At 62.5% G+C, this 26,416-nt stretch carries 28 protein-coding genes; 19 read left to right on the forward strand and 9 right to left on the reverse strand.

Annotated features, from left to right (window positions below; genetic code table 11):
• Positions 1 to 152 precede the first annotated feature (152 nt).
• Positions 153 to 671: an A24 family peptidase gene (locus NKL04_RS21405; protein WP_023699481.1), complete on the reverse strand. Its 519-nt coding sequence runs from the start codon at positions 669 to 671 to the stop codon at positions 153 to 155.
• A 211-nt stretch (positions 672 to 882) separates the two neighbouring features.
• Positions 883 to 1,071, reverse strand: coding sequence for a Flp family type IVb pilin (locus NKL04_RS21410; protein ID WP_023699479.1), 189 nt, complete (start codon positions 1,069 to 1,071; stop codon positions 883 to 885).
• Between the two features lie 346 nt (positions 1,072 to 1,417).
• Here NKL04_RS21410 and NKL04_RS21415 point away from each other — a divergent pair, with 346 nt between their 5' ends.
• The 3 genes from NKL04_RS21415 (at position 1,418) to NKL04_RS21425 (ending at position 3,278) form a co-directional block, all read left to right on the forward strand.
• The gene (locus NKL04_RS21415; RefSeq protein ID WP_023681988.1) at positions 1,418 to 1,840 is read left to right on the forward strand and encodes a pilus assembly protein N-terminal domain-containing protein; all 423 of its coding nucleotides are present in this window, start codon (positions 1,418 to 1,420) and stop codon (positions 1,838 to 1,840) included.
• 166 nt (positions 1,841 to 2,006) lie between these two features.
• Positions 2,007 to 2,612, forward strand: a complete 606-nt coding sequence (locus NKL04_RS21420) for a TadE/TadG family type IV pilus assembly protein (protein WP_023699477.1) — start codon at positions 2,007 to 2,009, stop codon at positions 2,610 to 2,612.
• A gap of 30 nt (positions 2,613 to 2,642) precedes the next feature.
• On the forward strand, positions 2,643 to 3,278 hold the full coding sequence (locus NKL04_RS21425; protein ID WP_023699476.1) for a TadE/TadG family type IV pilus assembly protein: 636 nt from the start codon (positions 2,643 to 2,645) through the stop codon (positions 3,276 to 3,278).
• Between the two features lie 26 nt (positions 3,279 to 3,304).
• Here the strand turns inward: NKL04_RS21425 and NKL04_RS21430 are convergent, their stop codons facing one another.
• The gene (locus NKL04_RS21430; RefSeq protein WP_023699475.1) at positions 3,305 to 4,258 is read right to left on the reverse strand and encodes a PhnD/SsuA/transferrin family substrate-binding protein; all 954 of its coding nucleotides are present in this window, start codon (positions 4,256 to 4,258) and stop codon (positions 3,305 to 3,307) included.
• 175 nt (positions 4,259 to 4,433) lie between these two features.
• Here NKL04_RS21430 and NKL04_RS21435 point away from each other — a divergent pair, with 175 nt between their 5' ends.
• The 4 genes from NKL04_RS21435 (at position 4,434) to rpsT (ending at position 7,795) form a co-directional block, all read left to right on the forward strand.
• Complete coding sequence (locus tag NKL04_RS21435) at positions 4,434 to 5,672, forward strand: phosphopentomutase (protein WP_023699474.1); 1,239 nt, start codon at positions 4,434 to 4,436, stop codon at positions 5,670 to 5,672.
• Positions 5,665 to 6,555 (forward strand): bifunctional DNA-formamidopyrimidine glycosylase/DNA-(apurinic or apyrimidinic site) lyase, encoded by an 891-nt coding sequence (gene mutM, locus NKL04_RS21440; protein ID WP_023696719.1) that lies wholly within the window; start codon positions 5,665 to 5,667, stop codon positions 6,553 to 6,555. The genes NKL04_RS21435 and mutM overlap by 8 nt, the downstream gene beginning before the upstream one ends.
• A gap of 40 nt (positions 6,556 to 6,595) precedes the next feature.
• A complete protein-coding gene (locus tag NKL04_RS21445) occupies positions 6,596 to 7,369 on the forward strand; it encodes an enoyl-CoA hydratase (protein WP_023681994.1) in 774 nt (257 codons plus the stop codon).
• A 159-nt stretch (positions 7,370 to 7,528) separates the two neighbouring features.
• Entirely contained in the window at positions 7,529 to 7,795 is a 267-nt protein-coding gene (rpsT, locus tag NKL04_RS21450) for a 30S ribosomal protein S20 (protein WP_023681995.1), read from the forward strand.
• 26 nt (positions 7,796 to 7,821) lie between these two features.
• Here rpsT and NKL04_RS21455 read toward each other — a convergent pair whose 3' ends face one another.
• A complete protein-coding gene (locus tag NKL04_RS21455) occupies positions 7,822 to 8,037 on the reverse strand; it encodes a hypothetical protein (RefSeq protein ID WP_156933890.1) in 216 nt (71 codons plus the stop codon).
• Positions 8,038 to 8,642: 605 nt separating this feature from the next.
• On the opposite strand from NKL04_RS21455, the gene dnaA reads away from it, so the two are divergent.
• From dnaA to NKL04_RS21490, 7 genes are all read left to right on the forward strand, one after another.
• Entirely contained in the window at positions 8,643 to 10,187 is a 1,545-nt protein-coding gene (gene dnaA, locus NKL04_RS21460; protein WP_031195619.1) for a chromosomal replication initiator protein DnaA, read from the forward strand.
• Positions 10,188 to 10,486: 299 nt separating this feature from the next.
• Positions 10,487 to 11,605, forward strand: a complete 1,119-nt coding sequence (gene dnaN, locus NKL04_RS21465) for a DNA polymerase III subunit beta (protein ID WP_352651297.1) — start codon at positions 10,487 to 10,489, stop codon at positions 11,603 to 11,605.
• Between the two features lie 58 nt (positions 11,606 to 11,663).
• On the forward strand, positions 11,664 to 12,809 hold the full coding sequence (recF, locus tag NKL04_RS21470) for a DNA replication/repair protein RecF (protein ID WP_023699473.1): 1,146 nt from the start codon (positions 11,664 to 11,666) through the stop codon (positions 12,807 to 12,809).
• A 31-nt stretch (positions 12,810 to 12,840) separates the two neighbouring features.
• Positions 12,841 to 13,596, forward strand: a complete 756-nt coding sequence (locus tag NKL04_RS21475; RefSeq protein ID WP_352724356.1) for a molybdopterin-synthase adenylyltransferase MoeB — start codon at positions 12,841 to 12,843, stop codon at positions 13,594 to 13,596.
• Positions 13,597 to 13,600: 4 nt separating this feature from the next.
• Positions 13,601 to 14,089: a GNAT family N-acetyltransferase gene (locus tag NKL04_RS21480; RefSeq protein ID WP_023699472.1), complete on the forward strand. Its 489-nt coding sequence runs from the start codon at positions 13,601 to 13,603 to the stop codon at positions 14,087 to 14,089.
• On the forward strand, positions 14,086 to 15,339 hold the full coding sequence (locus NKL04_RS21485) for an aconitase X (RefSeq protein ID WP_023699471.1): 1,254 nt from the start codon (positions 14,086 to 14,088) through the stop codon (positions 15,337 to 15,339). Before NKL04_RS21480 ends, NKL04_RS21485 begins: the two co-directional genes overlap by 4 nt.
• Complete coding sequence (locus NKL04_RS21490) at positions 15,336 to 15,749, forward strand: aconitase X swivel domain-containing protein (RefSeq protein WP_023699470.1); 414 nt, start codon at positions 15,336 to 15,338, stop codon at positions 15,747 to 15,749. Before NKL04_RS21485 ends, NKL04_RS21490 begins: the two co-directional genes overlap by 4 nt.
• A gap of 12 nt (positions 15,750 to 15,761) precedes the next feature.
• On the opposite strand, the gene NKL04_RS21495 is transcribed toward NKL04_RS21490, so the two are convergent.
• Positions 15,762 to 16,763: a 2-hydroxyacid dehydrogenase gene (locus NKL04_RS21495; RefSeq protein ID WP_023699469.1), complete on the reverse strand. Its 1,002-nt coding sequence runs from the start codon at positions 16,761 to 16,763 to the stop codon at positions 15,762 to 15,764.
• Positions 16,764 to 16,920: 157 nt separating this feature from the next.
• On the opposite strand from NKL04_RS21495, the gene NKL04_RS21500 reads away from it, so the two are divergent.
• The gene (locus tag NKL04_RS21500; protein WP_023699468.1) at positions 16,921 to 17,478 is read left to right on the forward strand and encodes an SH3 domain-containing protein; all 558 of its coding nucleotides are present in this window, start codon (positions 16,921 to 16,923) and stop codon (positions 17,476 to 17,478) included.
• Positions 17,479 to 17,490: 12 nt separating this feature from the next.
• Here NKL04_RS21500 and NKL04_RS21505 read toward each other — a convergent pair whose 3' ends face one another.
• Both NKL04_RS21505 and irrA read right to left on the reverse strand, forming a co-directional pair.
• Positions 17,491 to 17,850 (reverse strand): DUF4260 domain-containing protein, encoded by a 360-nt coding sequence (locus NKL04_RS21505; RefSeq protein WP_023699467.1) that lies wholly within the window; start codon positions 17,848 to 17,850, stop codon positions 17,491 to 17,493.
• A gap of 10 nt (positions 17,851 to 17,860) precedes the next feature.
• Complete coding sequence (gene irrA, locus NKL04_RS21510; protein ID WP_023699466.1) at positions 17,861 to 18,292, reverse strand: iron response transcriptional regulator IrrA; 432 nt, start codon at positions 18,290 to 18,292, stop codon at positions 17,861 to 17,863.
• Positions 18,293 to 18,636: 344 nt separating this feature from the next.
• Here irrA and fabA point away from each other — a divergent pair, with 344 nt between their 5' ends.
• The 4 genes from fabA to NKL04_RS21530 all read left to right on the forward strand — a co-directional run bounded on the left by fabA (position 18,637) and on the right by NKL04_RS21530 (position 23,080).
• The gene (gene fabA, locus NKL04_RS21515) at positions 18,637 to 19,152 is read left to right on the forward strand and encodes a 3-hydroxyacyl-[acyl-carrier-protein] dehydratase FabA (RefSeq protein ID WP_023669566.1); all 516 of its coding nucleotides are present in this window, start codon (positions 18,637 to 18,639) and stop codon (positions 19,150 to 19,152) included.
• 122 nt (positions 19,153 to 19,274) lie between these two features.
• The gene (gene fabB / locus NKL04_RS21520; RefSeq protein ID WP_023699465.1) at positions 19,275 to 20,495 is read left to right on the forward strand and encodes a beta-ketoacyl-ACP synthase I; all 1,221 of its coding nucleotides are present in this window, start codon (positions 19,275 to 19,277) and stop codon (positions 20,493 to 20,495) included.
• A gap of 34 nt (positions 20,496 to 20,529) precedes the next feature.
• Positions 20,530 to 21,342: an enoyl-ACP reductase FabI gene (fabI, locus tag NKL04_RS21525; protein WP_023669564.1), complete on the forward strand. Its 813-nt coding sequence runs from the start codon at positions 20,530 to 20,532 to the stop codon at positions 21,340 to 21,342.
• Between the two features lie 184 nt (positions 21,343 to 21,526).
• On the forward strand, positions 21,527 to 23,080 hold the full coding sequence (locus tag NKL04_RS21530) for a putative bifunctional diguanylate cyclase/phosphodiesterase (protein ID WP_023669563.1): 1,554 nt from the start codon (positions 21,527 to 21,529) through the stop codon (positions 23,078 to 23,080).
• A 16-nt stretch (positions 23,081 to 23,096) separates the two neighbouring features.
• Here the strand turns inward: NKL04_RS21530 and NKL04_RS21535 are convergent, their stop codons facing one another.
• Both NKL04_RS21535 and pnp read right to left on the reverse strand, forming a co-directional pair.
• The gene (locus tag NKL04_RS21535; RefSeq protein WP_023688737.1) at positions 23,097 to 24,110 is read right to left on the reverse strand and encodes a class I SAM-dependent methyltransferase; all 1,014 of its coding nucleotides are present in this window, start codon (positions 24,108 to 24,110) and stop codon (positions 23,097 to 23,099) included.
• An 85-nt stretch (positions 24,111 to 24,195) separates the two neighbouring features.
• Positions 24,196 to 26,343, reverse strand: a complete 2,148-nt coding sequence (pnp, locus tag NKL04_RS21540; RefSeq protein ID WP_023682005.1) for a polyribonucleotide nucleotidyltransferase — start codon at positions 26,341 to 26,343, stop codon at positions 24,196 to 24,198.
• Between the last annotated feature and the right edge of the window lie 73 nt (positions 26,344 to 26,416).

Here is a 26,416-nt window from a genome sequence, read left to right on the forward strand (position 1 = left end):
GCGGCAATCGTCAAAACAAGGTTAATACAATGCTTACGATCGTGATTAATTCAAGGTTTACATAATTACACGACCATGCTCCAACAAATGAAAAAGGCGGCTAAGCCGCCTCTTCAGGATCGATGCCGAAAGGGCAGAGGAGGTTCGCTACATCAGGTCGCCAACCTTGCCAATGCCCATTCCATCAAGGGCGAATCGGGATAGGTCAGCAGCCCGCCAATGCCGAGTGCGATGCCATAGGGAACGCCATTCATCTCGTCGGCGAAATGGCGCAGGACCGGATTGTGACTGGTGTAGGTCGCCAGCGGCGATTTCCGATAGAAGAGAATGGCGAGCGTCAGCATGCCACCGATGAACGTCGAAGCGACGAGGTAATTGACAAGGTGAATGTTGAGCCCCATCCAGATGGACGTGGCTGCCAAAAGCTTGGCATCGCCTCCGCCCATGCCGCCGAGCGCAAACAGACCGAAAGTCACGGCCAGCACCAGGCCGCCGGCGGCGAAATGCCAGCCGTAAGTTGCCCAGTCCATACCCGTCAGTGGCGCAACCACGGCAAAGACGGCCACAAGCAGCGCCGGCACCCGATTGGAGATTGTCATCGACAGCGCGTCGGAGATCGCCGCAAAAAGCATGCAAAACGGAAAGACAACGAAGATCAGCGCGTTGAGCATCGGTCTCTCATGGTTGGAAAGGCAACGATGGCTGCAGGTTAGGCGGCTTGGGTTAAGGATTGGTGAGTTCTGCTGATGCGGGGCAAATCCCGGGAAATGTCAGGGCGCCAAGCGGCGCAGCAAAGACCAAAGCCAAACGATCTTCAAAGACAAAAGGGCCGCCAGCGAGGCGGCCCTTCCAGTCTACCCGTCGAAACAGGATGCTAGACTATTACTTACAAGCAGCGTTCGTCGGATCCTTCACGCAATCCGCGATGTCCTTGAACTTGTTGTTCAGGGCATTGCCGAGCTGACCAGCGCCAACCATGATGGCAAGCGCGATGAGAGCTGCGATCAGACCGTATTCGATAGCGGTCGCGCCGGATTCGTCCTTCGCGAAACGTGCGATGAGATTAGACATTCGAGAGCTCCTACTCCACGTGTTACAGCACTTCCGTCAACTTCTGTGGTGGTTGATCGGATGCTGCCAATCTACGGAGAAGCTCTTTCAATCGGCTTAATAAACAGCCTTACCGATTCCTTTCCCGCTTCGAACAGCTTGCGTGGTTAACCGTAAACTAAACGCTGGAAAGTAGCTCGCCTGCCCGTGAAAAGCTGTAATCTCACGGCTATCGGCAGGATGCATTGTTATATTAGCTGGCAGCAAGATTGGTGCGAATACCCCGGCGACGGTCAAGGTTTAACCGTTGGTTCACCAATCTCCTTCATGTTTCTTTGAACAAGTTTTGCCGCTGTGGAGCGCCTTGATGACTGCCATGAAATCGTCATTCCTGCTTGTCGCGCTTCTCGCCGTCCCGGCTTTTGTGCTGCCGGCCAAGGCCGGAGCCGGCATCGAAGTGACGATGAATCAGGCCAAGATCGTCAAACTGACACGCCCCGCCGACACCATCGTCGTCGGCAATCCGGCGATTGCCGACGCCTCCGTCCAGGATGCATCGACGATCGTGCTGACCGGCAAGGGGTTCGGCGTCACCAATCTGGTTGTCCTCGACCACGATGGCAGCCCGATCGTCGACGAGCAGGTGACCGTGGTGCGCCAGGACGCGTCGTCCGTGCGTATCTACAGGCGCGCCTCGGTACAGACCATGTCCTGCACGCCCTATTGCGAAAGCTCGTACAAGAGCGACTCGGAAAAGTCGTCCGAAGCCGAGATGAGCGCTGGGCAGTAAGCGCCTCAGTTGGCTTGATTGTCTCGGGAAAGCCGCGTCGGTTAGCGGCCGGTTAATGTCGCCTGGTCGAATTTAACGGTCATTCAAACCGGAGCTAAATGGGTTCTTGATAGTGGTGCTGACGGTACCGCATCAGGATCGGTAGAAACGGGATAGGGGCGACGTTTTGGACGAGGATTCAGAACGCGAGATCTGCAAGGTCAAGGCAGGGCGCGTGACGTTTGCCCGTCTTTTCCTTGGTGATCGGCGCGGCAGCACGGCGATAGAATTCGCGATGCTTGCGTTACCGTTTGCGGCTCTCGTCTTCGCCATCCTCGAGAGCTGCGTTTCATTTGCCGGACAGGAGGTGATGGCCAACATCACCGATGATATCGCCCGTCAGTTGCGTACTGGCCAGTTGAGGCAAGCCGATGTGACGGAAGAGAAGCTGAAGGGCTTGGTCTGCGCCAGACTCGAGATCATTGTCGCGAAGGGTTGCCCCGGTTTGCTGGTGGATCTGCGCCCGTTCAAGACCTTTGCCGGGGCAGCCAGTGCGGGTTTCACGATTTCCGGCTCGACCATCACGCTGACGGGCAAGGATCCGGATACAGGCAAGGACCCGGCTTTCGGGACCCCTACAATAGGTCCGGCAGAATCAAAGAACATGCTGCGGGTCTTTTACCCTTGGCCGGTCATGACCGATTTCATGGCTCAATACATGTCGAATATGGATGGCGGCAAGACTCTGCATTACGCGACGACAACGTGGCAAAACGAGCCATTCGACAACTGAGTTTGCACGTGTAAGCAAAAGGAAAAGTGCATGTTTCGTGCGGGGGCACATCCGGGGATGTCGGTTGTCTGGAAGAGAGCGGCGCGGTTTTTTTCCGATCGGCGCGGCATAGCGGCCGTCGAGTTTGCCCTCATCGTGCCTGTCTTGCTGATCATGTATTTCATTACCATGGAGGCCTCGCAAGCCATCGAGGCCAGCAAGAAGGTCAGCCGCATCAGCTCCATGGTTGCCGACCTCGTCACGCAGCAAACGTCGGTGGTCAACGCAGATCTCACCGACATCATGAAGATCGGCAACTCCAGCCTTCAGCCTTACAACCGCTCGGTCGCCAATATCTCCATTACGGCAATCGACATCAGAACCGACCCGAACAATCCGATACCGCAAGCAAAGGTGGCGTGGTCCTGGAGCGTGCTGGATGGGAAGACTGGCCGCGACTCCAACCCGACAACTTCCACCACCGTTCCGGCGACGCTCAATGTTGCGGGGACTTTCCTCATTCGTGTCAAAACCACTCTAGCATACCAACCGATCATCTCCTGGTCGGAAGGCTCCGAAAAGCCGCTCGGATTTATCTCGGCCTTCAACAAAGGCAAGATAACGATGAGCGAAACCTACTATCTCAGGCCGCGCCGGGCCACGTCGATCCCCTGCAGCGATTGCTGAAGCAGTTCTACCCATTCAACCCGGGTTCATTGCGCGCCGCTGTCGGTGCTGCCCGACACCAGGCGCACGATGGAAGCGGCCATCGCATAGTCACTCGCAGCGGCGAGCGTGAACCCTCCCGAATGTTTCGATTCCACGAAATCGTAGACTTCCGGCGACTGCGATCTGAGATTGGTGAGGAAGACGGTCAGTCGGCGTTTGGCTTCGGGGTCGAGATCGCTGCGGACGGCGTGAGGGCCGTATCTGAGCACGCCGGAGGTCCAGATGATCTGGAGCGCGGCTTCTGGAATGCCCGCCGCCTCCAGTCGCGCCGCCGTGCCGTCCGGATCAGCCGGCTGATCGCCAGCAATCGCCGTCCGGTTTTCCGCCGTGGCCCGCTCCCAGCCGAACACGGCATCGGCCTGGCCATCGGCCAGCATCGCTTCTGCGGCGGCAGCCGAGCCGGCATGAGCGAGGAATGGCGCATCCTGGCTGATCTTGATGCCGTCGGCTGCCAGCCCGGCGAGCGGTAGAAGCGAACCGCCGACATTGTCGGAAGGCGCCATGGCAATGCGGTGCGTTTCCAGGGCCGCGAGATCGGAAAGCCTGCCGTCGCGCGTCAAAAGCACGGAGCGGATGCCCGTGGCACCGTCGGCATCGACCGGCGCCACAAGAGGTTCGACGCAGCCGCAGCGCTCCGAGGCGGTGGCGTAGGCGGTCGCCGAATAGACCGCGTACTGAATCCGGCCATTGGCCTGTGCCTCGATCAGCGCCGCATAGTTATGCGCGACGACGAATTCCACCTTCATGCCGAGCGCCTTGCCGTAGGCGTCTGTCAGCAAGGCCAGACCCGGAACCGTGTTGCCGGCGCCCGGCTCGGCAACGATGCCGATCCGAAACGTGCCGATCTCGTCGCGCCAGTCGGCGTGCGCCGCGAGCTGCGAGGCCAGCAGCGCTACAGTGGTCGCCAGTGCACTCCAACCGAGGTCAGCCCGTCTCATCGATCCATGCCCCGCACGCCGTTCCTTGAAGCGCATCGCATGTCTCAAGGATGCGTACACCACGCCTGCCCGACTTCGCGACTATCGCGCCAGGCCGTTGCCGCCTGGTTTACGATTTGCCAATGCCGCGACGGGACCTTATGTCTGGTCAACCAGACTGGCAATGACGGCACCGATGGCACGCGCTTTCCTCTTCGTTCTCGATTCTTTCGGCATTGGCGGCGCCGCCGATGCCGAACGCTATGGCGACGCCGGCTCGAACACATTCGGACATATCGCGCTGGCCTGCGCGGAAGCCCGCGCCGATCGCGAGGGCCTGCGCGAGGGACCGCTGAAGGTGCCCACCATGGTTTCGCTCGGTCTCGGCCGCGCAGCAGAAACCGCAACCGGCTTCCACTTCGACAGCAAAGCCGCTGTTTCAGCCTCCGCTTTCCACGGCGCCGCGCAGGAGATTTCGAGCGGCAAGGATACGCCGTCGGGTCACTGGGAAATCGCAGGTCTGCCCGTGCGGTTCGACTGGGGCTATTTCCCCGATAAGGTGCCCGCCTTCCCTGCCGAACTGACCGAAGCGATGATCCGCGAGGGCAAGGTGCCGGGCATTCTCGGCAACTGCCATGCACCCGGCACCGAGATCATCGAGCGCTTTGGCGAGGAGCATATCCGCACCGGCCAGCCGATCTGCTACACCTCGGTCGATTCCGTCCTGCAGATAGCAGCGCACGAAGTTCATTTCGGCCTGGAGCGGCTCTACGAGTTCTGCAAGACGGTACGCCGGCTGGTCGATCCGCTGAAAATCGGACGGGTGATCGCACGGCCTTTCCTGGGCGAAACATCAGCCACCTTCGAGCGCACCTACAACCGCCATGACTACGCCGTGCCGCCGCCTGAGCCGACGCTGCTCGACCGCTTGACCGGGCGCGGCAGCCGGGTGATCGCGGTCGGCAAGATCGGCGACATCTTCGCCCACCGCGGTATCTCGGAAGTACGCAAGGCGCCCGGCAACATGGCAATGTTCGACAAGGCGCTGGGCGCGATGGACGATGCCGGCGACGGCGACCTGGTGTTCGCCAATTTCGTCGACTTCGACACCGAGTTCGGCCATCGCCGCGACGTCGCCGGCTATGCTGCGGCGCTCGAAGCCTTCGACCGCCGGCTGCCCGAGGCACTGGCAAAGCTGAAGCCGGGCGATCTGCTTATCCTCACCGCCGACCATGGCAACGATCCGACATGGCGTGGCACCGACCACACGCGCGAACGCGTCCCGGTCATCGGCACCGCACCAGGTCTCACGGGCGGCGACATCGGGCTCAGGACCACCTTCGCCGATATCGGTGAGACGGTCGCCGAACACCTCAAGCTGGCGCGCGGCCGCCACGGCGCTTCCTTCCATGCGGCGATAGGCGGCCATGCCTGAACTGCCCGAGGTCGAAACCGTCCGGCGCGGCCTGCAGCCGGTTCTGGAAAGCGCGCGGATCGTACGCGTCGAGGCGCGCCGGCCCGATCTCAGATTTCCGTTTCCGGCGAAATTTGCGCAGCGGCTGACCGGCAAGACGGTCATCGCGCTTGGCCGCCGCGCCAAATATCTCACCATACACCTGGACGATGGCCCGGTGCTGATCTGCCATCTCGGCATGTCGGGCTCGTTCCGCATCGAGACCGCCGATGAGAAAGAGACGCCCGGCACGTTCCATCAAGAGCGCTCGAAGGATGCCAAGCACGACCATGTGGTGTTCCATGTCGTGTCGCCTGTCGGCGTCCAGTCTCGCGTGGTCTTCAACGACCCGCGTCGCTTCGGCTTCATGCTGTTTGCGGAAGGCCTGGCCGACGCGCATCCGATGCTGGCGGGACTGGGCGTCGAGCCGACCGGCAATGCGCTGGAAGGCGCCCTGCTCGCCTCTCTGCTGAAGGGCCGCAGATCGCCGTTGAAGGCGGCGCTGCTCGACCAGAAGCTGATTGCCGGGCTCGGCAATATCTATGTGTCGGAAGCGCTGTGGCGCGCCGGCCTTTCGCCATTGCGCGAGGCAGGCACCATCGCCGGGACCAGCAAGAAGGCCAAGGAACAGAGCGAACGACTGGCCGAGGCAATCCGTTCGGTGATCGCCGATGCGATCGCCGCCGGCGGGTCTTCGCTGCGCGACTATGTGCACACAGACGGGTCGCTGGGCTATTTCCAGCATTCCTTCGCGGTCTACGATCGCGAAGGCGAGCCCTGTCCGACGCCCGGCTGTCGCGGCCACATCGAGCGCATCGTGCAAAGCGGCCGCTCGACCTTTTATTGCCGGACCTGCCAGCGGTAAGCTAGACGGTCCTTCAGTGCCGCAACCAGGAGGCCAGCCCATGAGCTATGAAACCATCATCGTCGAGACGCGCGGCAAGGTCGGCCTGATCACGTTGAACCGGCCCAAGGCGCTCAACGCGCTGAACGCGCAGGTGCTGGCGGATTTGCTGACGGCGGCAAAGGGGTTCGACGCCGATCCCGGCATCGGCGCCATGGTCATCACCGGTTCCGAGAAGGCTTTTGCGGCGGGCGCCGACATCAAGGAAATGCAGGCCGTCACCTACGCGGAGGCCTATGTGCAGGATTTCTTCGTCGGCTGGGAAGAGTTTACCCGTGCGCGCAAGCCGATGATCGCGGCGGTCGCCGGCTATGCACTGGGCGGCGGCTGCGAACTGGCGATGATGTGCGATTTCATCATTGCCGCCGACACGGCGAAATTCGGCCAGCCCGAAATCACGCTCGGCGTCATTCCCGGCATGGGCGGGTCGCAACGGCTGACCCGCTTTGTCGGCAAGTCGAAGGCCATGGACATGTGCCTGACCGGTCGGATGATGGATGCCGCCGAAGCCGAGCGCAGCGGCCTGGCCTCGCGCGTCGTGCCGGCCGGCGAGTTGATCGAGGAGGCGATGAAGGCCGCGGCCAGGATATCAGAGTTTTCACTGCCATCGGTGATGATGGCCAAGGAGGCAGTCAACCGCGCCTACGAGACGACGCTGGCGGAGGGACTGCGCTTCGAACGCCGGCTGTTCCACTCGCTGTTTGCGCTCGACGACCAGAAGGAAGGGATGGCCGCCTTTGCCGAGAAGCGGAAGCCGAATTTCACCAATCGCTAGAGTGGCGGCGGCGAGGACCAAAAAGAAGCCAAAGCGGCGTTGACGCGCCGGAAAAGCTGAACTATAAGCCGCTCCAACCGAGGCGGCCGTTGGCTGCCCGTTTGTTTTTTGCGCCCTGCGGCATCCCGCATGCGCCCACCAGATCAGAAGAGAGGCATCATGGCCAATACCTCCTCGGCCAAAAAGGCAACGCGCAAGATCGCCCGCCGCGCAGCGATCAACAAGAACCGCCGCTCGCGCGTGCGTACATATGTCCGCCAGGTCGAAGAGGCACTGGCTGCCGGCGACAAGGCAGCCGCGCTGGAAGCCTTCAAGACCGCAGAGCCGGAATTGATGCGCGCCGCGACCAAGGGCGTGATCCATAAGAATACGGCATCGCGCAAGGTGTCGCGTCTGGCTCACCGCCTCAAGGTGCTGTCGGCCTGATTGACCGTTCCTGAACTGTCGTTCTTTCAAACCCGGCCAATCGCGCCGGGTTTTTTCGTTTGCCGGCAAGCACTTAAAAAGAACGGCCGCAAAGCATGCCCGAGCCGCATTCCAGAGTCCGGAATGCTTTGCCGGCACATACACTCCCACTGATATTCCAATCCGCCGAAACGGCCCACGCCAATAAATTTGGCTGTCACAAATTGCTGATATTTTTCAGTGGCTTGCTGGAAGTGATCCACAGCTTGTTCACATCGCCTGTGGGCGACAGGCAGCAAGTTGGTGTCAAGCGAATTATTTCAGAAAATTTCAAACCGCACAGCCATTTTCATATTCGCGGCAAAAGGGTTTGAATCCCAATGGCTTTGTCAAAATATGCGCTTCCAGCACGGAGCCCGAACCGTTGTTCACTAACCAGATTCCTTAAAAATCCGTTAGAGGTGGCCTTGCCCTATCCACAGCGATTTCGGTAATGTCGATCTATCGAAAGGGACGGGCCATTAGCCCTTAACCCAGCCTGAATCGGCCAGCTAACAGTGGCAGAATTCATGACGTGGATCAATTCCGCGAACGGGTATGGCTTGCCTTTTCGATACGATAGGGGACTGGCGTAATTGTACATGGCAGCTTGATGGCGCACCGGCGTTTTCGCCGGGCAGCACCGCTTTGCCCGAACATGTCAGACGGACTGGCTTTAAGCAGCCGGGACCGATCCCTTTTTGACGAGGCAACGTCATCCGCCGGCGGCGGCGGTGGTGTTGTAGCGAAGATACGGTCGCCGGAAACATGGGTGCAGGAGGCGCACTCCCGGCGGAAAAAAGGTACAAAGGAAAAGGGACGCACAATCATGCAGAGCGGCATCGAGCGGGAGCTTACGGGCGACCTGCCATTTCCCGGAACATTGGTCGGAGCGCACGATATGGCGGCTTCCAGCGACGCGGAACAGAAGTTCGACCGGGTCAAGGCCCAGTTGAAGGCGCGCCTGGGAACCGAGGTCTATTCGAGCTGGTTCGGCCGCATGAAGGTGGCTGAGGCTTCCCGGGGCATTGTACGCATCTCGGTGCCCACGGCCTTCCTGCGCTCGTGGATCAATGGCCATTATCTCGATCTCATCGCCGATCTGTGGAAGCACGAGGATCCCGAAATCCTCAAGATCGAGATGGTCGTGCGCACCGCGACCCGTCCTGCCCGCAATGGCGTCGAACCCGAGGCCGTGCCGGCGCGCAAGATGACCAAGCATACGCAGACCGCATTGGCGGCCGGCACGGTCGGCCCCGGCAGGGTGGAGCGGGCGCCCGCCCCTCGTCCCGGCACGCCGATCGAGAGCGAATTCCGGCACAATGTGCTGGGGTCGCCGCTCGACCCGCGCTACACGTTCGGCTCCTTCATCGAAGGCCCGTCGAACCGGGTGGCTTTCGCCGCAGCCAAAGCCGTGGCGGAATCGCAGTCGAGCGCGGTGCGCTTCAACCCGCTGTTCCTTCATGCGACCGTCGGGCTCGGCAAGACGCACCTTCTGCAGGCGATCGCGGCCGAGTCCCTGAAGCAGAACCCGAAATCGCGCGTCGTCTACCTGACGGCCGAATATTTCATGTGGCGCTTCGCCACCGCGATCCGCGACAACAATGCGCTGACGCTGAAGGAACAGCTGCGCGACATCGACCTCTTGATCATCGACGACATGCAGTTCCTGCAGGGCAAGTCGATCCAGCACGAATTCTGCCATCTCATCAACATGCTGCTCGACAGCGCCAAGCAAGTGGTGGTTGCCGCCGACAGGCCGCCGTCGGAACTGGAATCGCTGGAACCGCGGGTGCGCTCGCGCCTCAATGGCGGTGTCGCGCTGGAAATGTCGGCGCCAGACTTCGCCATGCGCATCGGCATGCTCAAACTTCGGCTTGCCACCGCCAAGGTTGACGATGCATCGCTCAATATTTCGGAGGAGATCCTCAACCATGTCGCCCGCACGGTGACCGGCAGCGGTCGTGAGCTGGAGGGCGCGTTCAACCAGCTGCTGTTTCGTCAGTCGTTCGAGCCGGCGATCACCATCGACCGCATCGACGAGATCCTCGGCCACATCTATCGCTCTGGCGAGCCGAAGCGGGTGCGCATCGAGGACATCCAGCGCATCGTGGCGCGCCACTACAATGTGTCGAAGACCGAGTTGCTGTCCAACCGGCGCACGCGCACCATCGTCAAGCCCAGGCAGGTCGCCATGTACCTGTCGAAGGTATTGACGCCGCGCTCGCTGCCGGAGATCGGCCGGCGTTTCGGCGGCCGCGACCATACCACGGTGCTGCATGCGGTGCGCAAGATCGAGGACCTTTCCGGCGTCGACAACACGCTGGCGCAAGAACTGGAACTGTTGCGCAGGCTGATCAACGACCAAGCCTGATAGACGCGGCAAACGGAGCGCCGGGTTAGAGTATTCGGTCGTCGCGCTTTAAATTCTCTTGTTTTGATGCATGTCGTTGTCCCAAAACCGCTGCGCAGTTTTGGGCGACATGCACCGGTTGCCGGCCAACGTCTGCTTTATCCCCAGAAAGCCCGCTTAACCGGCGCGAACCGGTGGCCCGGACTTGCGTTTGCTGGCTTTTTCCTGTCAGTTTGCATAGATTCTGAGCCTGTTCAGACCTTTCGCGGGGCGCCGCCCACTGGTGACCCGTCCATTCATTCAAGCGAGCCTGTTTCGTCATGCGTGTTATCCTGGAACGGTCCAATCTCCTGAAGTCGCTCAACCACGTTCATCGCGTGGTCGAGCGGCGCAATACCATACCGATCCTGTCGAACGTGCTGCTCAGCGCCGAGGGCGCCAGCCTTGAAATGAAAGCCACCGACCTCGACCTCGAAGTGACCGAAGCGACGCCGGCAAAGGTCGAGCGCGGCGGGGCGACGACGGTTCCGGCGCACCTGCTCTACGACATCGTGCGCAAGCTGGCCGACGGCGCCGAAGTGATGCTGAAGACCGACGAGGACGGCAACGCCATGACGGTGACGTCGGGCCGCTCGAGCTTTCGCCTGCAATGCCTGCCGCAGTCCGATTTCCCTGAGCTTTCGGCGGGATCCTTCTCACACATCTTCCGGCTCGATTCCGTCGCCCTGAGAGGCCTTATCGAAAAGACCCAGTTCGCCATCTCCACCGAAGAGACGCGCTACTATCTCAACGGCATCTACCTGCACACGCATGAAACCGGCGGCAAGCTGAAGCTGCGTTCGGTGGCGACCGACGGCCACCGCCTGGCGCGCGCCGAGATCGACGCTCCGGCCGGGTCCGAAGGCATGCCGGGCATCATCATTCCGCGCAAGACGGTCAGCGAGTTGCAGAAGCTGGTCGACGATCCCGATGTCGCGGTGACCACCGAATTGTCCGACACCAAGATCCGCTTCACCATCGGCAGCGTGATTCTGACCTCGAAGCTGATCGACGGCACTTTCCCGGACTACCAGCGCGTCATTCCGACCGGCAACGACAAGAAGCTGATCATCGACCGCCAGAGCTTCGCCGCCGCCGTCGATCGCGTCTCGACCATCTCCTCCGAACGCGGCCGCGCGGTGAAGCTTTCGATCACCGAAGGCCAGGTGACGCTTGCCGTCAACAATCCGGATTCGGGCAGCGCCACCGAGGAGCTGGCGGCCGACTATTCGTCCGACCCGATCGAGATTGGCTTCAACGCCAAATATCTGCTCGACGTCGCTGCTCAACTCACCGGCACGGAAGCCAAGTTCATGCTGGCCGATGCCGGCTCGCCGACGCTGATCCACGACATGGCCGATGAGACCGCGCTCTATGTGCTGATGCCGATGCGGGTGTAGCCGCACTGCGGCACACTGCAGCATAGTGATTGCGGCGACTTCTACAGGCGGATAGCGGTTGCCGGAACAAAATCACATAAGTAAGCTCACACTTACGAATTTCCGCAATTATGCGGCGTTGTCGATCGGCTTTTCACCCGGCGCGGTGGTGTTTTCCGGCGACAATGGCGCCGGCAAGACCAATCTCCTGGAAGCCATCTCGCTGCTGACGCCTGGCCGCGGCCTGCGCCGGGCGCCCTATGTCAACGTGGCCCGCGAAGGCGGCGATGGCGGCTTTGCGCTCCACGCAAGGCTCGACGGGCCGGAGGGGCAGGTCGAGATCGGCACCGGCATCACCGGGGGTGAAGCGGCCGGCGAGGGCGGTCGCAAGGTGCGCATCAATGGCGCGCCGGCACGGTCGGCCGACGCCATGCTGGAATGGCTGCGCGTGGTCTGGCTGACGCCGGCCATGGACGGCCTGTTCCCGGGGCCTGCCGCGGACCGGCGGCGCTTTCTCGACAGGCTGGTGCTTGCGATCGATCCCGGCCACGGCCAGCGCGCGCTCGACTATGAGAAGGCGATGCGCGGACGTAACCGATTGCTTACGGAAGGTTCGCGAGACGGCGCATGGTTCGACGCCATCGAGATGCAAATGGTCGAAACCGGCGTGGCGATTGCCGCGGCGCGCGCCGAGCTGGTGCGCCTGCTGGCCGCCATGATCGACAGGTTGCCGTCCAGCGGGCCGTTTCCGCAAGCCGACATCAGCCTCTTCGGCGACCTTGAAAGCCATGTCGCCTCAGCACCCGCTGTGGATGTCGAGCAACGCTATCGCGACGCCCTTGCCGACGGCCGCGAGCGCGACCGCGCCGCCGGACGCACGCTCGACGGCCCGCACCGTTCGGATCTACTGGTGCGCCACCGCCCCAAGGCGATGCCGGCCGAACTCTGCTCGACCGGAGAGCAGAAGGCGCTGCTGGTCGGCATCGTGTTGTCGCACGCAAGGCTGACCGGCGAGATGTCGGCGATGACGCCGATCCTGTTGCTCGACGAGATTGCCGCGCATCTCGATGCCGGCCGGCGCGCCGCGCTGTTCTCGATCCTGGAGGAGCTGAACTGCCAGGCCTTCATGACCGGAACCGACGCCGCGCTGTTTTCCAGCCTGAGGGGACGCGCGCAGTTCCTCACCGTCGACCACGGCACGGTTGGGCCAACCGAAGAGACCTGACAAGGTTTTTGCTCCGCTATATGGTCGGGCAATGACCCCTGCCGCCCTCACCGACGAAGAACTCGAACGCTATGCCCGCCACATCGTGCTGCCCGAGATCGGCGGCGCCGGCCAGCAGAGGCTGAAGCGGGCCCGGGTACTGGTGATCGGCGCCGGCGGGCTCGGCGCGCCGGTGCTGGAATATCTCGCTGCCGCGGGCGTCGGCACGCTTGGCATCGTTGATGACGACATTGTCTCGCTGTCCAATCTGCAGCGGCAAGTGATCCACGCCACCGATACGGTCGGCACGGCGAAGACCGAGAGCGCCAAAGCAGCGATCGCCCGGATCAATCCCCATGTCGCGGTGGAATTGCACGATTTCAGGCTGACGGCCGACAATGCTGCCGTCCTCGTCACGCGCTACGACGTGGTCGTCGACGGCTCCGACAATTTCGAGACGCGCTATGTGGTGGCTGATGCCTGCGCGGCGGAAAAGCGGCCGCTCGTGCATGCCGCCGTCGGCCGCTTCGACGGCTCGGTGACGGTGTTGATGCCGTTCGGCACCGGCGCCGACGGCAAGCCGAACCCTGGATATCGCGACCTCTTTCCCGAAGCGCCGCCAGAGGGGCTGGTGCCGTCCTGCGCCGTGGCCGGGGTCGTCGGTGCGCTGACCGGCGTCGTCGGCACCTTGCAGGCAGTGGAAGCCATCAAGCTGATCACCGGCATCGGCGAACCACTGGTCGGCCGGCTGCTGCTCTACGATGCGCTGTCGGCGCGCTTCGACACGATCCGCTACAAGAGAAACTGAGCTTATGGATCAGTCCACCAGCGTTCTTGTTACGCAGCTCGCCTCCGATTTCGAGCGCTGGGACGAACTGCTCAGCCTGATCATGCGCGCCTTTGCACCGATGGACGGCGTCATCGACCCGCCCTCCTCGGCACATCTGCTGAACGCCGGAAACCTCAGGGACAAGGCTGGTCGCGAGACCGTGTTGCTGGCCCTGCAGGATGACAGGATCGCCGGCTGCGTTTTCGCGCTGGAGAGAGCCGATGATTTCTACATCGGCAAGCTCGCCGTCGAACCTGAGCTTCAAGGGCAAGGCATCGGCAGGCGGCTGATGCAGGCTGTCGAATTTCTCGCCCGCAGCCGGAACAAACCGGCCATCGAACTGCAGACGCGAATCGAACTGACCGTAAATCATGCAACCTTTGCCGGTCTCGGCTTTCGCGAGACTGAACGCACCGCGCATGACGGCTATGACCGGCCGACCTCGATCACCTTGCGCAAGGAGTTGGCGTGAGCCTTGCACTCAGCTCACAGGAGCAGACAGTCGCCTCCGGCCATGACGGGGCGGCGATGGCGATGCGCATCGTTGCCGAAAGCGCTGCGCTGCTCGGCGCGCCGCGACTGATCCCGATCGCCTCGACGCATATAGACGGCGCGCTCTATCACGGCGATTCCGGCACACTGTTTGCCGAAAGGCTGGTCGATAGCGGCGCCAGGGTCGCGGTGCGCTCGACGCTCAATGTCGGCGCGCTCGACCTGATGGGCTGCTCGCGCGTGCGCCTCGAAGAGCCGGCGCGCGGCATGGCGCGACGAATGATGGAGGCCTACCGCAAACTGGGCTGCGAGCAGAGCTGGACCTGCGCGCCCTATCAGGCCGGCCACAGGCCGGCGCTTGGCAGCGATGTCGCCTGGGGTGAATCCAACGCGGTGGTGTTCTGCAATTCGGTTCTGGGGGCACGCACCAACCGCTATGGCGACTTCCTCGACATCGCCTGCGCCATATCGGGCCGCGCGCCGGATTACGGCCTGCATCGCCCCGAGAACCGGCAGGCACGGCTGGTGTTCGATGTGTCCGGCCTCTCCGCCTCGTTCCTTGGATCCGAGATCGCCTGGCCGGTGCTGGGCAACCTCTACGGCCGTGAGGTCGGCAATGCGGTCGGCGTCGTCACCGGCATATCCAGCCATCCCGGCGAGGATGCGCTGAAGGCCTTCGGCGCGGCGGCGGCATCGTCGGGCGCCGTCGGCCTGTTCCACATTGCCGGCGTCACGCCCGAGGCGCCCGACGCCGAGACCATCCTGGTGGGCGGCAGGCCGGAAACGATGACCCGCGTAACGCCGGAGATGGCCATGAAGGCCCGCGCCGGCCTGTCCACCGCAGCCACGCAGACCGCCATCGATGCCGTGGCGATCGGCAGTCCGCACCTGTCCTTGGCCGAATTCGATGCACTTGAGCGGCTGATTGGCAGGCGGCGGCTCAGCGTGCCGATTTACGCCTGCACCGGCCGCCACGTGCTCACCAGGCTGGGGCAGAACGGCAAGCGCAAGATGCTCGAAGCCAGCGGCGTCATCATCGTCGCCGACACCTGCGTGGTGGTGACGCCGATCCTGCCGGATCTGGCCGGCGGCGTGCTGATGACCAATTCGGGAAAGTTCGCGCAATACGCGCCGGGCAATACCGGCTACGCCGTGCTTTACGGCTCGCTTGCCGACTGCGTCGAAAGCGCCGTCCTGGGTAAGCCGAGGTTTACGGATATCGCCGCATGAGCGCCGTCGCTGAAATCCTGGTGCCGGGCAGCGGAGGCGAAGGGCTGGCCTTGGTGCTGACGGCGCCGATCAGCTTCTGGGGCGGCGTCGATCCGAAGAGCGGCCGCATCGCCGATGTCCGTCACCCGCAGCATGGCGAGACCATTTCCGGGCGTGTGCTGTTCCTGCCCGGCACGATCGGCTCGTCCTCAGCGTCAGCCGTGCTGATGGAACTCGTCCACAATGGCCATGCGCCGACGGCACTCGTGCTGCACGAGCCGGACGCGATCCTGCTGCTTGGCTTGATTGTGGCCAAGGAAATGGGCTGGCCGACGCCGGTAGCGCTCAGGCTCAGGCGCGACGCTTTTGAGGCCTATTGCGGCAAGCGTGTGAGTGTCGCGGCGGATGGCGCCCTCACAACCGCATCCTGAACGCGGCCCGCTTCAAGTCCGTAGCGGCAGCACGCGGTCCGGCGGCCGGTGGCCGTCGAAGAAGGCGCGGATGTTGATGATCACCTTCTCGCCCATGTCGATGCGGCCCTCGATCGTCGCCGAGCCCATATGCGGCAAAAGCACGACCTTGTTCTTGGCGGCAAGCTTCAGCAGTTTCGAGTTCAGCGCCGGTTCGTGCTCGTAGACGTCGAGCCCGGCCCCGGCGATCTTGCCGTCCTGGATAAGCTTGACCAGCGCTTCCTCGTCGATAATGTCGCCGCGCGCGGTGTTGACCACATAGGCGGTGGGCTGAAGCAGAGCCAGGCGCCGCGCCGAAAGCAGATGAAAGGTCGCCGGCGTCGACGGGCAATTGACCGAGATGATGTCCATGCGGGCAAGCATCTGGTCGAGGCTTTCCCAATAGGTCGCCTCCAGCCCTTCCTCGACCGCCGGCAGCACGCGATGGCGGTTATGGTAGTGGATCGACAGGCCGAAAGCCTTTGCGCGCCTCGCAACCGCAGTGCCGATGCGGCCCATGCCGACGATACCGAGGCGCTTGCCCCAGATGCGCCGGCCGAGCATCCAGGTCGGCGACCAACCGGCCCATTTCTTGTCGCTGGTCAGCACATTGGCGCCTTCGACCAGCCGCCGCGGGCCGGCCAGCATCAGCGCCATGGTCATGTCGGCCGTATCTTCGGTCAGCACGTTCGGCGTGTTGGTGACGGTGATGCCTGTCCTGGCCGCCGCCGCCACGTCGATCTTGTCGACGCCATTGCCGAAATTGGCGATCAGCTTGAGATTGTCGCCGGCCTGGGCAATCAGCGCCGCATCGATCTGGTCGGTGATGGTCGGCACCAGCACATCGGCTTCCTTGATCGCCGCGACCAGCTCCGGCTGCGTCATCGGGCGGTCCTCGACATTCAGCCTGGCGTCGAAGAGTTCGCGCATGCGGGTCTCGACCGGATCGGGCAGCTTGCGCGTGATGACGACGAGAGGCCGTTTTTTGCCTGCCATTGTTTCCTCGAACCCGATCTCGTTGAGACCTCTTTAACCAAGACAGGCGAAACTGAATACCGGTCGCGGTGCCTGCCACTCCTGTAACAAGCGGTGCCGCCGAAGACAAAGAAAAAGGGGCGCCCGGGCCAAAGGGCACGCGCCGAAAGGAATGAAAGTGTCTGGTTTCGCGTCGCTTCGCCTGATCCTCAGCGCAGCGCTTCTCGGCGCTCTCCTGCATTCCCCGCAAGCGGCGGCGCAAGGTGCCGCCGCACCTGTGCAGACGGTCACGCTCGGGCCGAGCGGCCTGCCGCTGCCGCGTTTCGTCAGCCTGAAATCGGCTCGCGTCAACTCGCGCGTTGGCCCCGGCGCCAACTATTCCGTCGACTGGATGTACACAAAGGCCGGCCTGCCGATGGAAATCATCCAGGAATTCGATACCTGGCGGCGGGTGCGCGATGCCGATGGCTCGGAGGGTTGGATCAACCAGTCGCTGCTGTCGGGCCGCCGGACCGCGATCGTCGCCCCTTGGCAACGCACCAAAGGTGGCCGAATCAATCTGCTCGACCATGCCGATAAGGACGCCAGCGTCATCGCCATCATCGAGCCGGGCGTTACGGGCACGATCAAAACCTGCGATGGCCAGTGGTGCGAAATGACCTTCGACGGCCACACCGGCTGGATCGCCCAGTCGCAGGTGTGGGGCGCCTATCCCGGCGAGCACGTCAAGAATTGAGATTCTGGAGGCCTAACGGCCGATACGGCCGAGATGGGTGTCCTGAAAACCGGTCGACAGTTTGAGACCGTAGCCGAGCGCGCGGTCGACGGCGATGTGGATGATCCAGATCAGACCAATCGCGGTCGCCGTCGAATTGGCCAGAACATATCCGGTGAGGGCCAGCAACAGCGGGACGAACAGGATGTGCAACGCGTTGTAAGCGACAGCGCCGATCCGTGCCCCGGCGAGATAGCCCAGCATCGACAGGTCGGGCGCCAGAATAAGCAGGGCGAACAGCCACCAGGAAACGCCTGACGCGGCATAGGCGACTATAGCCACGAGCGCGACCGCAACCCATTCGAGCCGGATTGCAAAATCGACAGGCTTCATGGGGTGGGGCTTAAACGTTGCGCTTCGGGCGCAGCCTCACCACGATGTCGACATTGGCGATCTCCATGCCTGCGGGTGGCTCCGGCAGGTTGGAGACGGTCACCGGACCGCTTTCTATATCGAAGATCCTGTTTTCGCCTTCGATGTAAAAATGATGGTGATCGGAGGTGTTGGTGTCGAAATAGGTCTTGGACCCCTCGACCGCCAGGATGCGCAGCAGGCCGGCCTGGGTGAACTGGTGAAGCGCGTTGTAGACGGTGGCGAGCGAGACCGGCACGCCGGCGGCGACCGCCTCTTCATGCAGTTCCTCGGCCGAAAGGTGGCGGTCGCCCTTGGCAAACAGCAGATCGGCCAGCGCAATGCGTTGGCGTGTCGGCCTGAGGCCGGCTTCGCGAACCCGCTTGTCCACAGCGACATTTTCCTTCCGGCAGCCCAGATCCATCTATCCGTCCAAGCCCACAGTTCTGCCTCAAGACACGCCCAGAGTGGCGAAAAAACGTCATCAACCGAAACTGGATACCTCCCGACATATATTCTGTTGGCGGAATACGATCAATAGAGCGACGTGCGTCCAGTTGGACGCACTAAGTGCGCTCTATCGCTTTTTTGGCGTCGCATCGTGCTTTCCGGAATCGAAATCGATTTCGGGCCGATGCGAGAGCGCGCATTGACCCGGGCAGACGGGCGGGTTAAGCGCAAACGCCGGTTTCCGGCCCGAAAGGGATTGTGTTAGGAAACCAACGACAAGGGCGCCCCACCGCCCGGGACATTATGGGGACGAGACATATGGCGGGTTCGAAATCCAGCTACGGTTATGAGGAATTGCTTGCCTGCGCCCGCGGCGAGCTGTTCGGGCCCGGCAACGCCCAGCTACCCTACCCGCCCATGCTGATGTTCGACCGCATCACCGAGATCAGCGAGACCGGCGGCGCCCACGACAAGGGCTTCATCCGCGCCGAATTCGACATCAAGCCGGACCTGTGGTTCTTCGCCTGCCATTTCATCGGCAATCCGATCATGCCTGGGTGCCTGGGCCTCGATGCCATGTGGCAATTGACGGGGTTCTACCTCGGCTGGCTCGGCGAGCCGGGCAAGGGCATGGCGCTGTCGACCGGCGAGGTCAAGTTCAAGGGCATGGTGACGCCTTCGGTCAAGAAGGTGGAATACGGCATCGATTTCAAGCGCGTCATGCGTGGACGCCTGGTGCTCGGTATCGCCGATGGCTGGCTTAAGGCCGACGGCGAACCCATATACGCTGCGACAGACCTCAAGGTGGGGCTGTCCAAGCAATCGGCCGCCTGACCGGCGCCACTGCAGCAGGGCGTTCCCGGACGCGCAACGACGCTGCGGCATTTTGATTTTGCGTATGATCGCCGGCGAAAACCTACTAGGGTTTCGGGATCATCCGCTGGAAGGAGTTGCGAATGAGAAGGGTCGTCGTCACAGGCCTCGGCATCGTATCGTCGATCGGCAACAACGCCAACGAGGTGCAATCCTCGCTCCACGATGCCAAATCAGGCATCAGCTTCTCCGATTCCTTCGCCGAACACGGCTTCCGCTGCCAGGTCTGGGGCGCGCCGACGCTCGACCCGACCCCTATGATCGACCGGCGTGCCATGCGCTTCCTGAGCCAGGGCGCGGCCTGGAACCATGTCGCGATGGATCAGGCGATCGCCGACGCCGGGCTTGGCGAAAGCGACATCACCAATGAGCGCACCGGCATCGTCATGGGCTCGGGCGGCCCCTCGACCCGCACCATCGTCGAGGCGGCCGAGACCACGCTCAAGAACAACAGCCCCAAGCGCATCGGTCCGTTCGCGGTGCCGAAGGCGATGTCGTCGACCGCGTCGGCGACGCTCGCCACCTGGTTCAAGATCCACGGCGTCAACTATTCGATCTCATCGGCCTGCTCGACCTCGGCGCATTGCATCGGCAACGCCTACGAACTGATCCAGTGGGGCAAGCAGGATGTGATGTTTGCCGGCGGCCATGAAGACCTCGACTGGACGATGTCGGACCTGTTCGATGCCATGGGCGCGATGTCGTCGAAGTATAACGATCGTGCGCCGACAGCTTCCCGCGCGTATGACGCCAATCGCGATGGCTTCGTCATCGCGGGCGGCGCGGGCGTCCTCATCCTGGAGGAGCTCGAACACGCCAAGGCGCGCGGCGCCAAGATCTACGCTGAGATCGTCGGCTATGGCGCGACGTCGGACGGTTACGACATGGTGGCGCCGTCGGGCGAAGGCGCGGTGCGCTGCATGCGCCAGGCTCTGGCGACGGTGTCCACGCCGGTCGACTACATCAACACCCACGGCACCTCGACGCCGGTCGGCGATTCCCGGGAAATGGGCGCCATCCGAGAGGTGTTCGGCGAGAAGATGCCGTTCATCACCTCGACCAAGTCGCTGACCGGCCATTCGCTGGGTGCCGCCGGCGTACAGGAATCGATCTACTCGATCCTGATGATGCAAGGCGGCTTCATCGGCGAGAGCGCCCATATCGAAAACCTCGATCCCGAATTCGAGGGCATGCCGATCGTGCGCAAGCGCATCGACGACGCCAGGATCGACACGGTTTTGTCCAACTCGTTCGGCTTCGGTGGCACCAACGCAACGCTGATTTTCCAGCGCTATTCCGCATAAGGCCAGCGTTTTTTTTGTAGGGGGATTGCCGGCCATGGACGGACTGATGAAGGGCAAGCGCGGGCTTGTCATGGGCGTCGCCAACGATCATTCGATCGCCTGGGGCATCGCCAGGAAATTGTCCGAACACGGGGCGGAGCTTGCCTTCACCTATCAGGGCGACGCCTTCGGGCGCCGCGTCAAGCCGCTTGCCGAGAAGCTTGGCGCGTCTCTGGTGGTGCCCTGTGACGTCGAGGACAGCGCATCGGTCGCCGCCACCTTCGAGACGCTCGGCAAGGAATGGGGCGGGCTCGACTTCGTCGTCCACGCCATCGGCTTTTCCGACAAGAACGAGCTCAAAGGGCTCTACGCCGACACCAGCCGCGACAATTTCGTCCGCACCATGGTCATCTCCTGCTACTCCTTCACCGAGGTCGCCCGCCATGCCGCCCCGCTGATGAGCGAAGGCGGCGCGATGATCACGCTGACCTATGCCGGCTCTGTCCGCGTCATGCCGAACTACAACGTCATGGGCGTCGCCAAGGCCGGGCTGGAAGCCAGCGTGCGCTATCTCGCCAACGATTATGGCCCGCGCGGCATCCGGGTGAACGGCATATCGGCGGGACCGGTGCGTACTTTGGCCGGCGCCGGAATCTCGGACGCCCGCCACATGTACTCCTACCAGCAGCGCAACTCGCCGCTGCGCCGCACGGTGACCATCGACGAGGTCGGCGGCTCGGCGCTCTATCTTTTGTCCGACCTCTCGTCAGGCGTCACCGGCGAAATCCATTATGTGGATTCCGGCTATCACATCGTGTCGATGCCAACCCTGGATGAGTTGAAGCAGACCGACAGCGTACGCGATTAACTCACCAGTAAAATTAGATGCATCGGCGGAAACTCATTTTAAGGAGATATCCGCTAGAAGTCTTATGGGCTTGGGCTCTGCGCGTTCTTGCTGGGCGCAAAGGATGCTTTAGCCTTTATGAATTTGCGCTTGATATTTCCCGAAAGTCGAGTTGATTTCGGGATCATGCGACAGGGACTGAGCAATGCCTGCTGTCAGCAACCCGAAGCGAACACCTGTGTTCCGGCTGCTCACCGTCGCCAGTTCGGGCCTTGGCAGTTTCATCCTTGGGCTTTGGGGCCTCCGGCATGGTTTCGGGGACGGCTTTGCCGGCATGCAGGCGGAAACCATGATCGGCATCGCGTCGGCGCTATGCGCGCTGGCCGCCGCCGGTGCTGCCTTGTCCTTCTTCGCCGGCGTCGATGAATCGGTGGACTACGTTTTCAACGAAACCCATTTTGACAAGCTGACCGGGCTTTTTGCGCGGCCGGCGATGGTCGGCAGGATTGCCGACGCGGCGTCCGCGACGATCAGGACCGGTGAGCCGGTGTTCCTCATCGACATCGACATCGACCGCTTCAAGCAGATCAACGACGCCATCGGCTACAGCCATGGCGACGAACTGATCCGCGGCTTCACCAAGCGGTTGAAGGCCTGCATGCCCGAAGGCGCGGTGATGGGGCGCATCGGCGCCGGCGAGTTCGCTATCCTTGTCTGGGAACACCAACTCCAAAGGTCCATGGAAAGCACCGTCGAAACCATGATCGAGGAGATGCTGAAGCCGTACCAGCTCGATTCTCACCTGCAGTCGGTCGGCCTGTCGGTCGGCATCGTGGCGATGCCAAAGGATGGCGTCGATCCGGTCCTCATCCTGCGCCGCTCCAACCTGGCGCTGCAGAATGCCCGCGCCGGCGGCGTGGGCAACTGGTCGGTCTTCCATTCCGACATGGGCCAGGTCGCCGACTACCGCCACTGGATCGAATCCGAACTGCACATCGCCTTCGTCCGTGGCGATTTCGACCTTCACTACCAGCCGCAGCTCGACCTGCCGACCGGCCGTATCGTCGGCTACGAGGCGCTGATCCGCTGGAAGCACCCGGAACGCGGCATGATCCCGCCGATGGAATTCATTCCGATCGCCGAAGAGACCGGCATGATCCACCCGATCGGCAATTGGGTGCTGAACAAGGCCTGCAGCGATGCCCGTCATTTGCCCGAGGACTGCTTCGTTGCCGTCAACATCTCGCCGGTCCAGTTCATGACCAAGGATTTCGTCGGCATCGTGCGCGATACGATGGCCAGCACCGGCATCAAGCCGTCGCGGCTGGAGCTCGAAGTGACCGAGACGGCGATGATGCAGGACCGCGACCGCGCCGCCACCATCCTGCAGCAGCTTGCCGACATGGGCATTTCGGTGGCCGTCGACGATTTCGGCACCGGCTATTCCAATCTCAGCTACCTGATCGACTTCGCCTTCGGCAAGCTGAAGATCGACCGCTCCTTCGTCAGCCGCATCGACACCGATTCGAATTCGGGCGCCGTCGTCTCTACCATCGTCGGCCTGTCGCGGGCGCTCGGCGTCGGCATCATCGCCGAAGGCGTCGAGACCGAGAACCAGGCGACGCTTTTGCGAGCAGCTGGTTGCGAGATGGTGCAGGGCTATCTGTTCGGCAGGCCGGCGCCGCTCAAGATCAAGCCTGGCGATATCAGACCGACCATTCCCGTCCACGAGCCGGCGCGCATCGTCAGCATGCATTGAGGCGACCGGCACCGTCCTATCGGCGCGCGGAGAAAACCTTGAACATGCCGTCGCGGGCGAGTTCGGCATGGCTGGAGAAGACAGCCTTCAGAACCGGTTCGTAAGGCAGCTGACGGTTCGCCACCATGAACAGCCGCCCGCCCGGTTTCAGCGCCTTGCCCGCCGCCTGGATCATGCCGGCGCCGATTTCCGGCTCGGCCGCCCGGCTGCGATGGAAGGGCGGGTTCATGACGATGGCATCATAGCGCCGCTCGACCGGCTCGCTCAGCAGATCGGTCCAGAAGAAGCCGGGCTCGAAGCCTGTCTGGCCGATATTGCCCTTGGCCGCCTCAAGCGCGTCGAAATCCGCTTCGTAAAGGTCGAGCCCCGTTATGCCGGATGAACGTGCCGCGACCTCGGCGGCGACATAGCCCCAGCCGGCGCAGAAATCAGCAATGTTGCCGCGCAGGTCTTTGGGCAGGTTGTCGACCAGAAGTTTCGAGCCGGCGTCGATGCGGTCGAAGGAGAACATGCCCGGCGCGGTGCGGAAGCGGTCCTCTACGACCAAGGCAGGATTGGCGACGCGCAGTTTTTCCGCAGGCGCCAGATCGACCGGACGGCGAAGCCAGAAGGCGATGCCGTGATATTTCGGCAGATGCCCTTCGATGGGGACAAGCTCGTCGATGCGCTTGCGCAGGCTGGCGATGCCTTCGTCCTTACCGCCGGCGACAATGATCAGACCGCCCGGCGTGACGCGTTCGATCGCCTCGGCAATACGCATCTCGTTTAGCCCACGATGGCGGCCGGCAAGCACGAGCGCTGCATCGAATGCATCGCCTTCCGCGCGGGGCGTTACCTTGTGACCGGCACGCTCCAGCGCTCGGAGATGCGGCCGGAAACCCTGTGCAAGATGGAGCTCTGCCTCGAAGCCTTCCGGCAAGCGGAAGCCGGGCTCCGCACCCAGGAACACCACACGCTCGCCTTTTTGCGGCAGAGGGAGCCCCTCGGCCTCGAAGGGATGGAACAGTGTCTTCAGCGGCTCAGCGGCCATTCTTCGATTCTCATGTCGTAGACGGGTATTAAACGAAAACGGGCGCGACATAAGCCGCGCCCGTTCAACTCTATTGTCAGACCACTCAGGCGGCGTTTTCTTCGCCTTCGGCCTTCTTGTCGCGGGCGATTTCCTTGCCGGTGGCCTGGTCGACGACCTTCATCGACAGGCGGACCTTGCCGCGCTCGTCGAAGCCCATCAGCTTGACCCAGACCTTGTCGCCTTCCTTGACGACGTCCGAGGTCTTGGCGACCCGGTCGTTGGCAAGCTGCGAGATGTGGACGAGGCCGTCACGCGGACCGAAGAAGTTGACGAAAGCGCCGAAGTCGGCGGTCTTGACGACCGTGCCTTCGTAGATCTCGCCGACTTCCGGCTCGGCGACGATGGTATGGATCCACTTCTTGGCCGCCTCGATCTCCTTGGCGTTCGACGAAGCGATCTTGACCGTGCCGTCGTCCTCGATGTTGATCTTGGCGCCGGTCTTCTCGACGATCTCGCGGATAACCTTGCCGCCGGAGCCGATCACGTCGCGGATCTTGTCGGTCGGGATGTGCATAACCTCGATGCGCGGTGCGAACTCACCGAGTTCGGGGCGGGCGCCGGTCAGAGCATGCGCCATCTCGCTGAGGATATGCTGGCGGCCGTCCTTGGCCTGGTCCAGCGCAATCTTCATGATCTCCTCGGTGATGCCCTCGATCTTGATGTCCATCTGCAGCGAGGTGATGCCGCCTTCGGTACCGGCAACCTTGAAGTCCATGTCGCCGAGGTGATCTTCGTCACCCAGGATGTCGGACAGAACCGCGAAGCGCTCGCCTTCCTTGATCAGGCCCATCGCGATACCAGCAACCGGCTTGGCCAGCGGAACGCCGGCATCCATCAGCGCCAGCGATGTGCCGCAGACGGTGGCCATCGACGACGAACCGTTGGACTCGGTGATCTCCGAGACGACGCGCAGCGTGTAGGGGAACTGGTCCGCGCTCGGCAGCATCGGACGGATGGCGCGCCAGGCGAGCTTGCCGTGGCCGATTTCGCGGCGGCCCGGCGAACCCATGCGGCCGGTCTCGCCGACGGAGTAGGGAGGGAAGTTGTAGTGAAGGAGGAACTTCTCCTTGTACATACCGGTCAGCGAATCGACATACTGCTCGTCCTCGCCGGTGCCCAGCGTGGCAACGACCAGCGCCTGGGTCTCGCCGCGGGTGAACAGCGCCGAACCGTGCGTGCGCGGCAGGACGCCGACTTCCGAGACGATCTTGCGGACAGTCTTGAGGTCACGGCCATCGATGCGCGAACCGGTGTCGAGGATGTTCCAGCGCACGACCTTGGCCTGGAGTTCCTTGAACACCGAACCGATCTGCTCGGAGGTGTACTTGGCGTCTTCGCCTTCAGCCGGGGCAAACGCAGCCTTGACCTTCGCCTTGACGGCGTCGACGGCAGCGTAGCGCTTCTGCTTGTCGACGTTCTTGTAGGCATTGCTGAGCTCGTCGCCGACGATCTTCAGCATTTCGGCTTCGAGCGCGGAGTAGTCCGGCGCCGTGAAATCGCGCGGCTCCTTGGCCGCAACTTCGGCCAGCTTGATAATGGCGTCGATCACCGGCTGGAAGCCCCTGTGGCCGAACATGACGGCGCCGAGCATCAGCTCTTCGCCGAGTTCCTTGGCTTCGGACTCGACCATCAGCACGGCGTCGGCGGTGCCGGCGACAATGAGGTCGAGCCTGGATTCCTGCATCTCATCGACATGCGGGTTGAGCACGTATTCGCCGTTGATGTAGCCGACTCGGGCGCCGCCGATCGGGCCCATGAAGGGAACGCCCGACAGCGTCAAAGCGGCCGAGGTGGCGACGATCGACAGGATATCGGGATCGTTCTCGAGGTCATGCTGGACGACGGTGACGACGATCTGGGTGTCGTTCTTGTAGCCGTCGGCGAAGAGCGGGCGGATCGGGCGGTCGATCAGGCGGGAAACCAGCGTTTCCTTTTCGCTCGGACGTCCCTCGCGCTTGAAGTAGCCGCCCGGGATCTTGCCGGCGGCGTAGGTCTTTTCCTGGTAGTTGACGGTCAGCGGGAAGAAATCGAGGCCTGGCTTCGGCTCCTTCATCGAAACGACGGTGGCGAGAACCTTGGTTTCGCCGTAGGTCGCAAGCACCGCGCCGTCAGCCTGACGTGCGATCTTGCCGGTTTCCAGGATGAGCGGACGGCCGCCCCATTCGATTTCCACTTTGTGGTAGTTGAACATATCTTGTCCTTAATAAGCGGAAAGGGCCGCGCCGTTTCACGGTGCGCGGATGCCCTTTCCCTGGCTTCCTTTC

Origin of the sequence: Mesorhizobium sp. C264A, from assembly GCF_040324515.1 — a bacterium.
Taxonomy (GTDB): domain Bacteria; phylum Pseudomonadota; class Alphaproteobacteria; order Rhizobiales; family Rhizobiaceae; genus Mesorhizobium.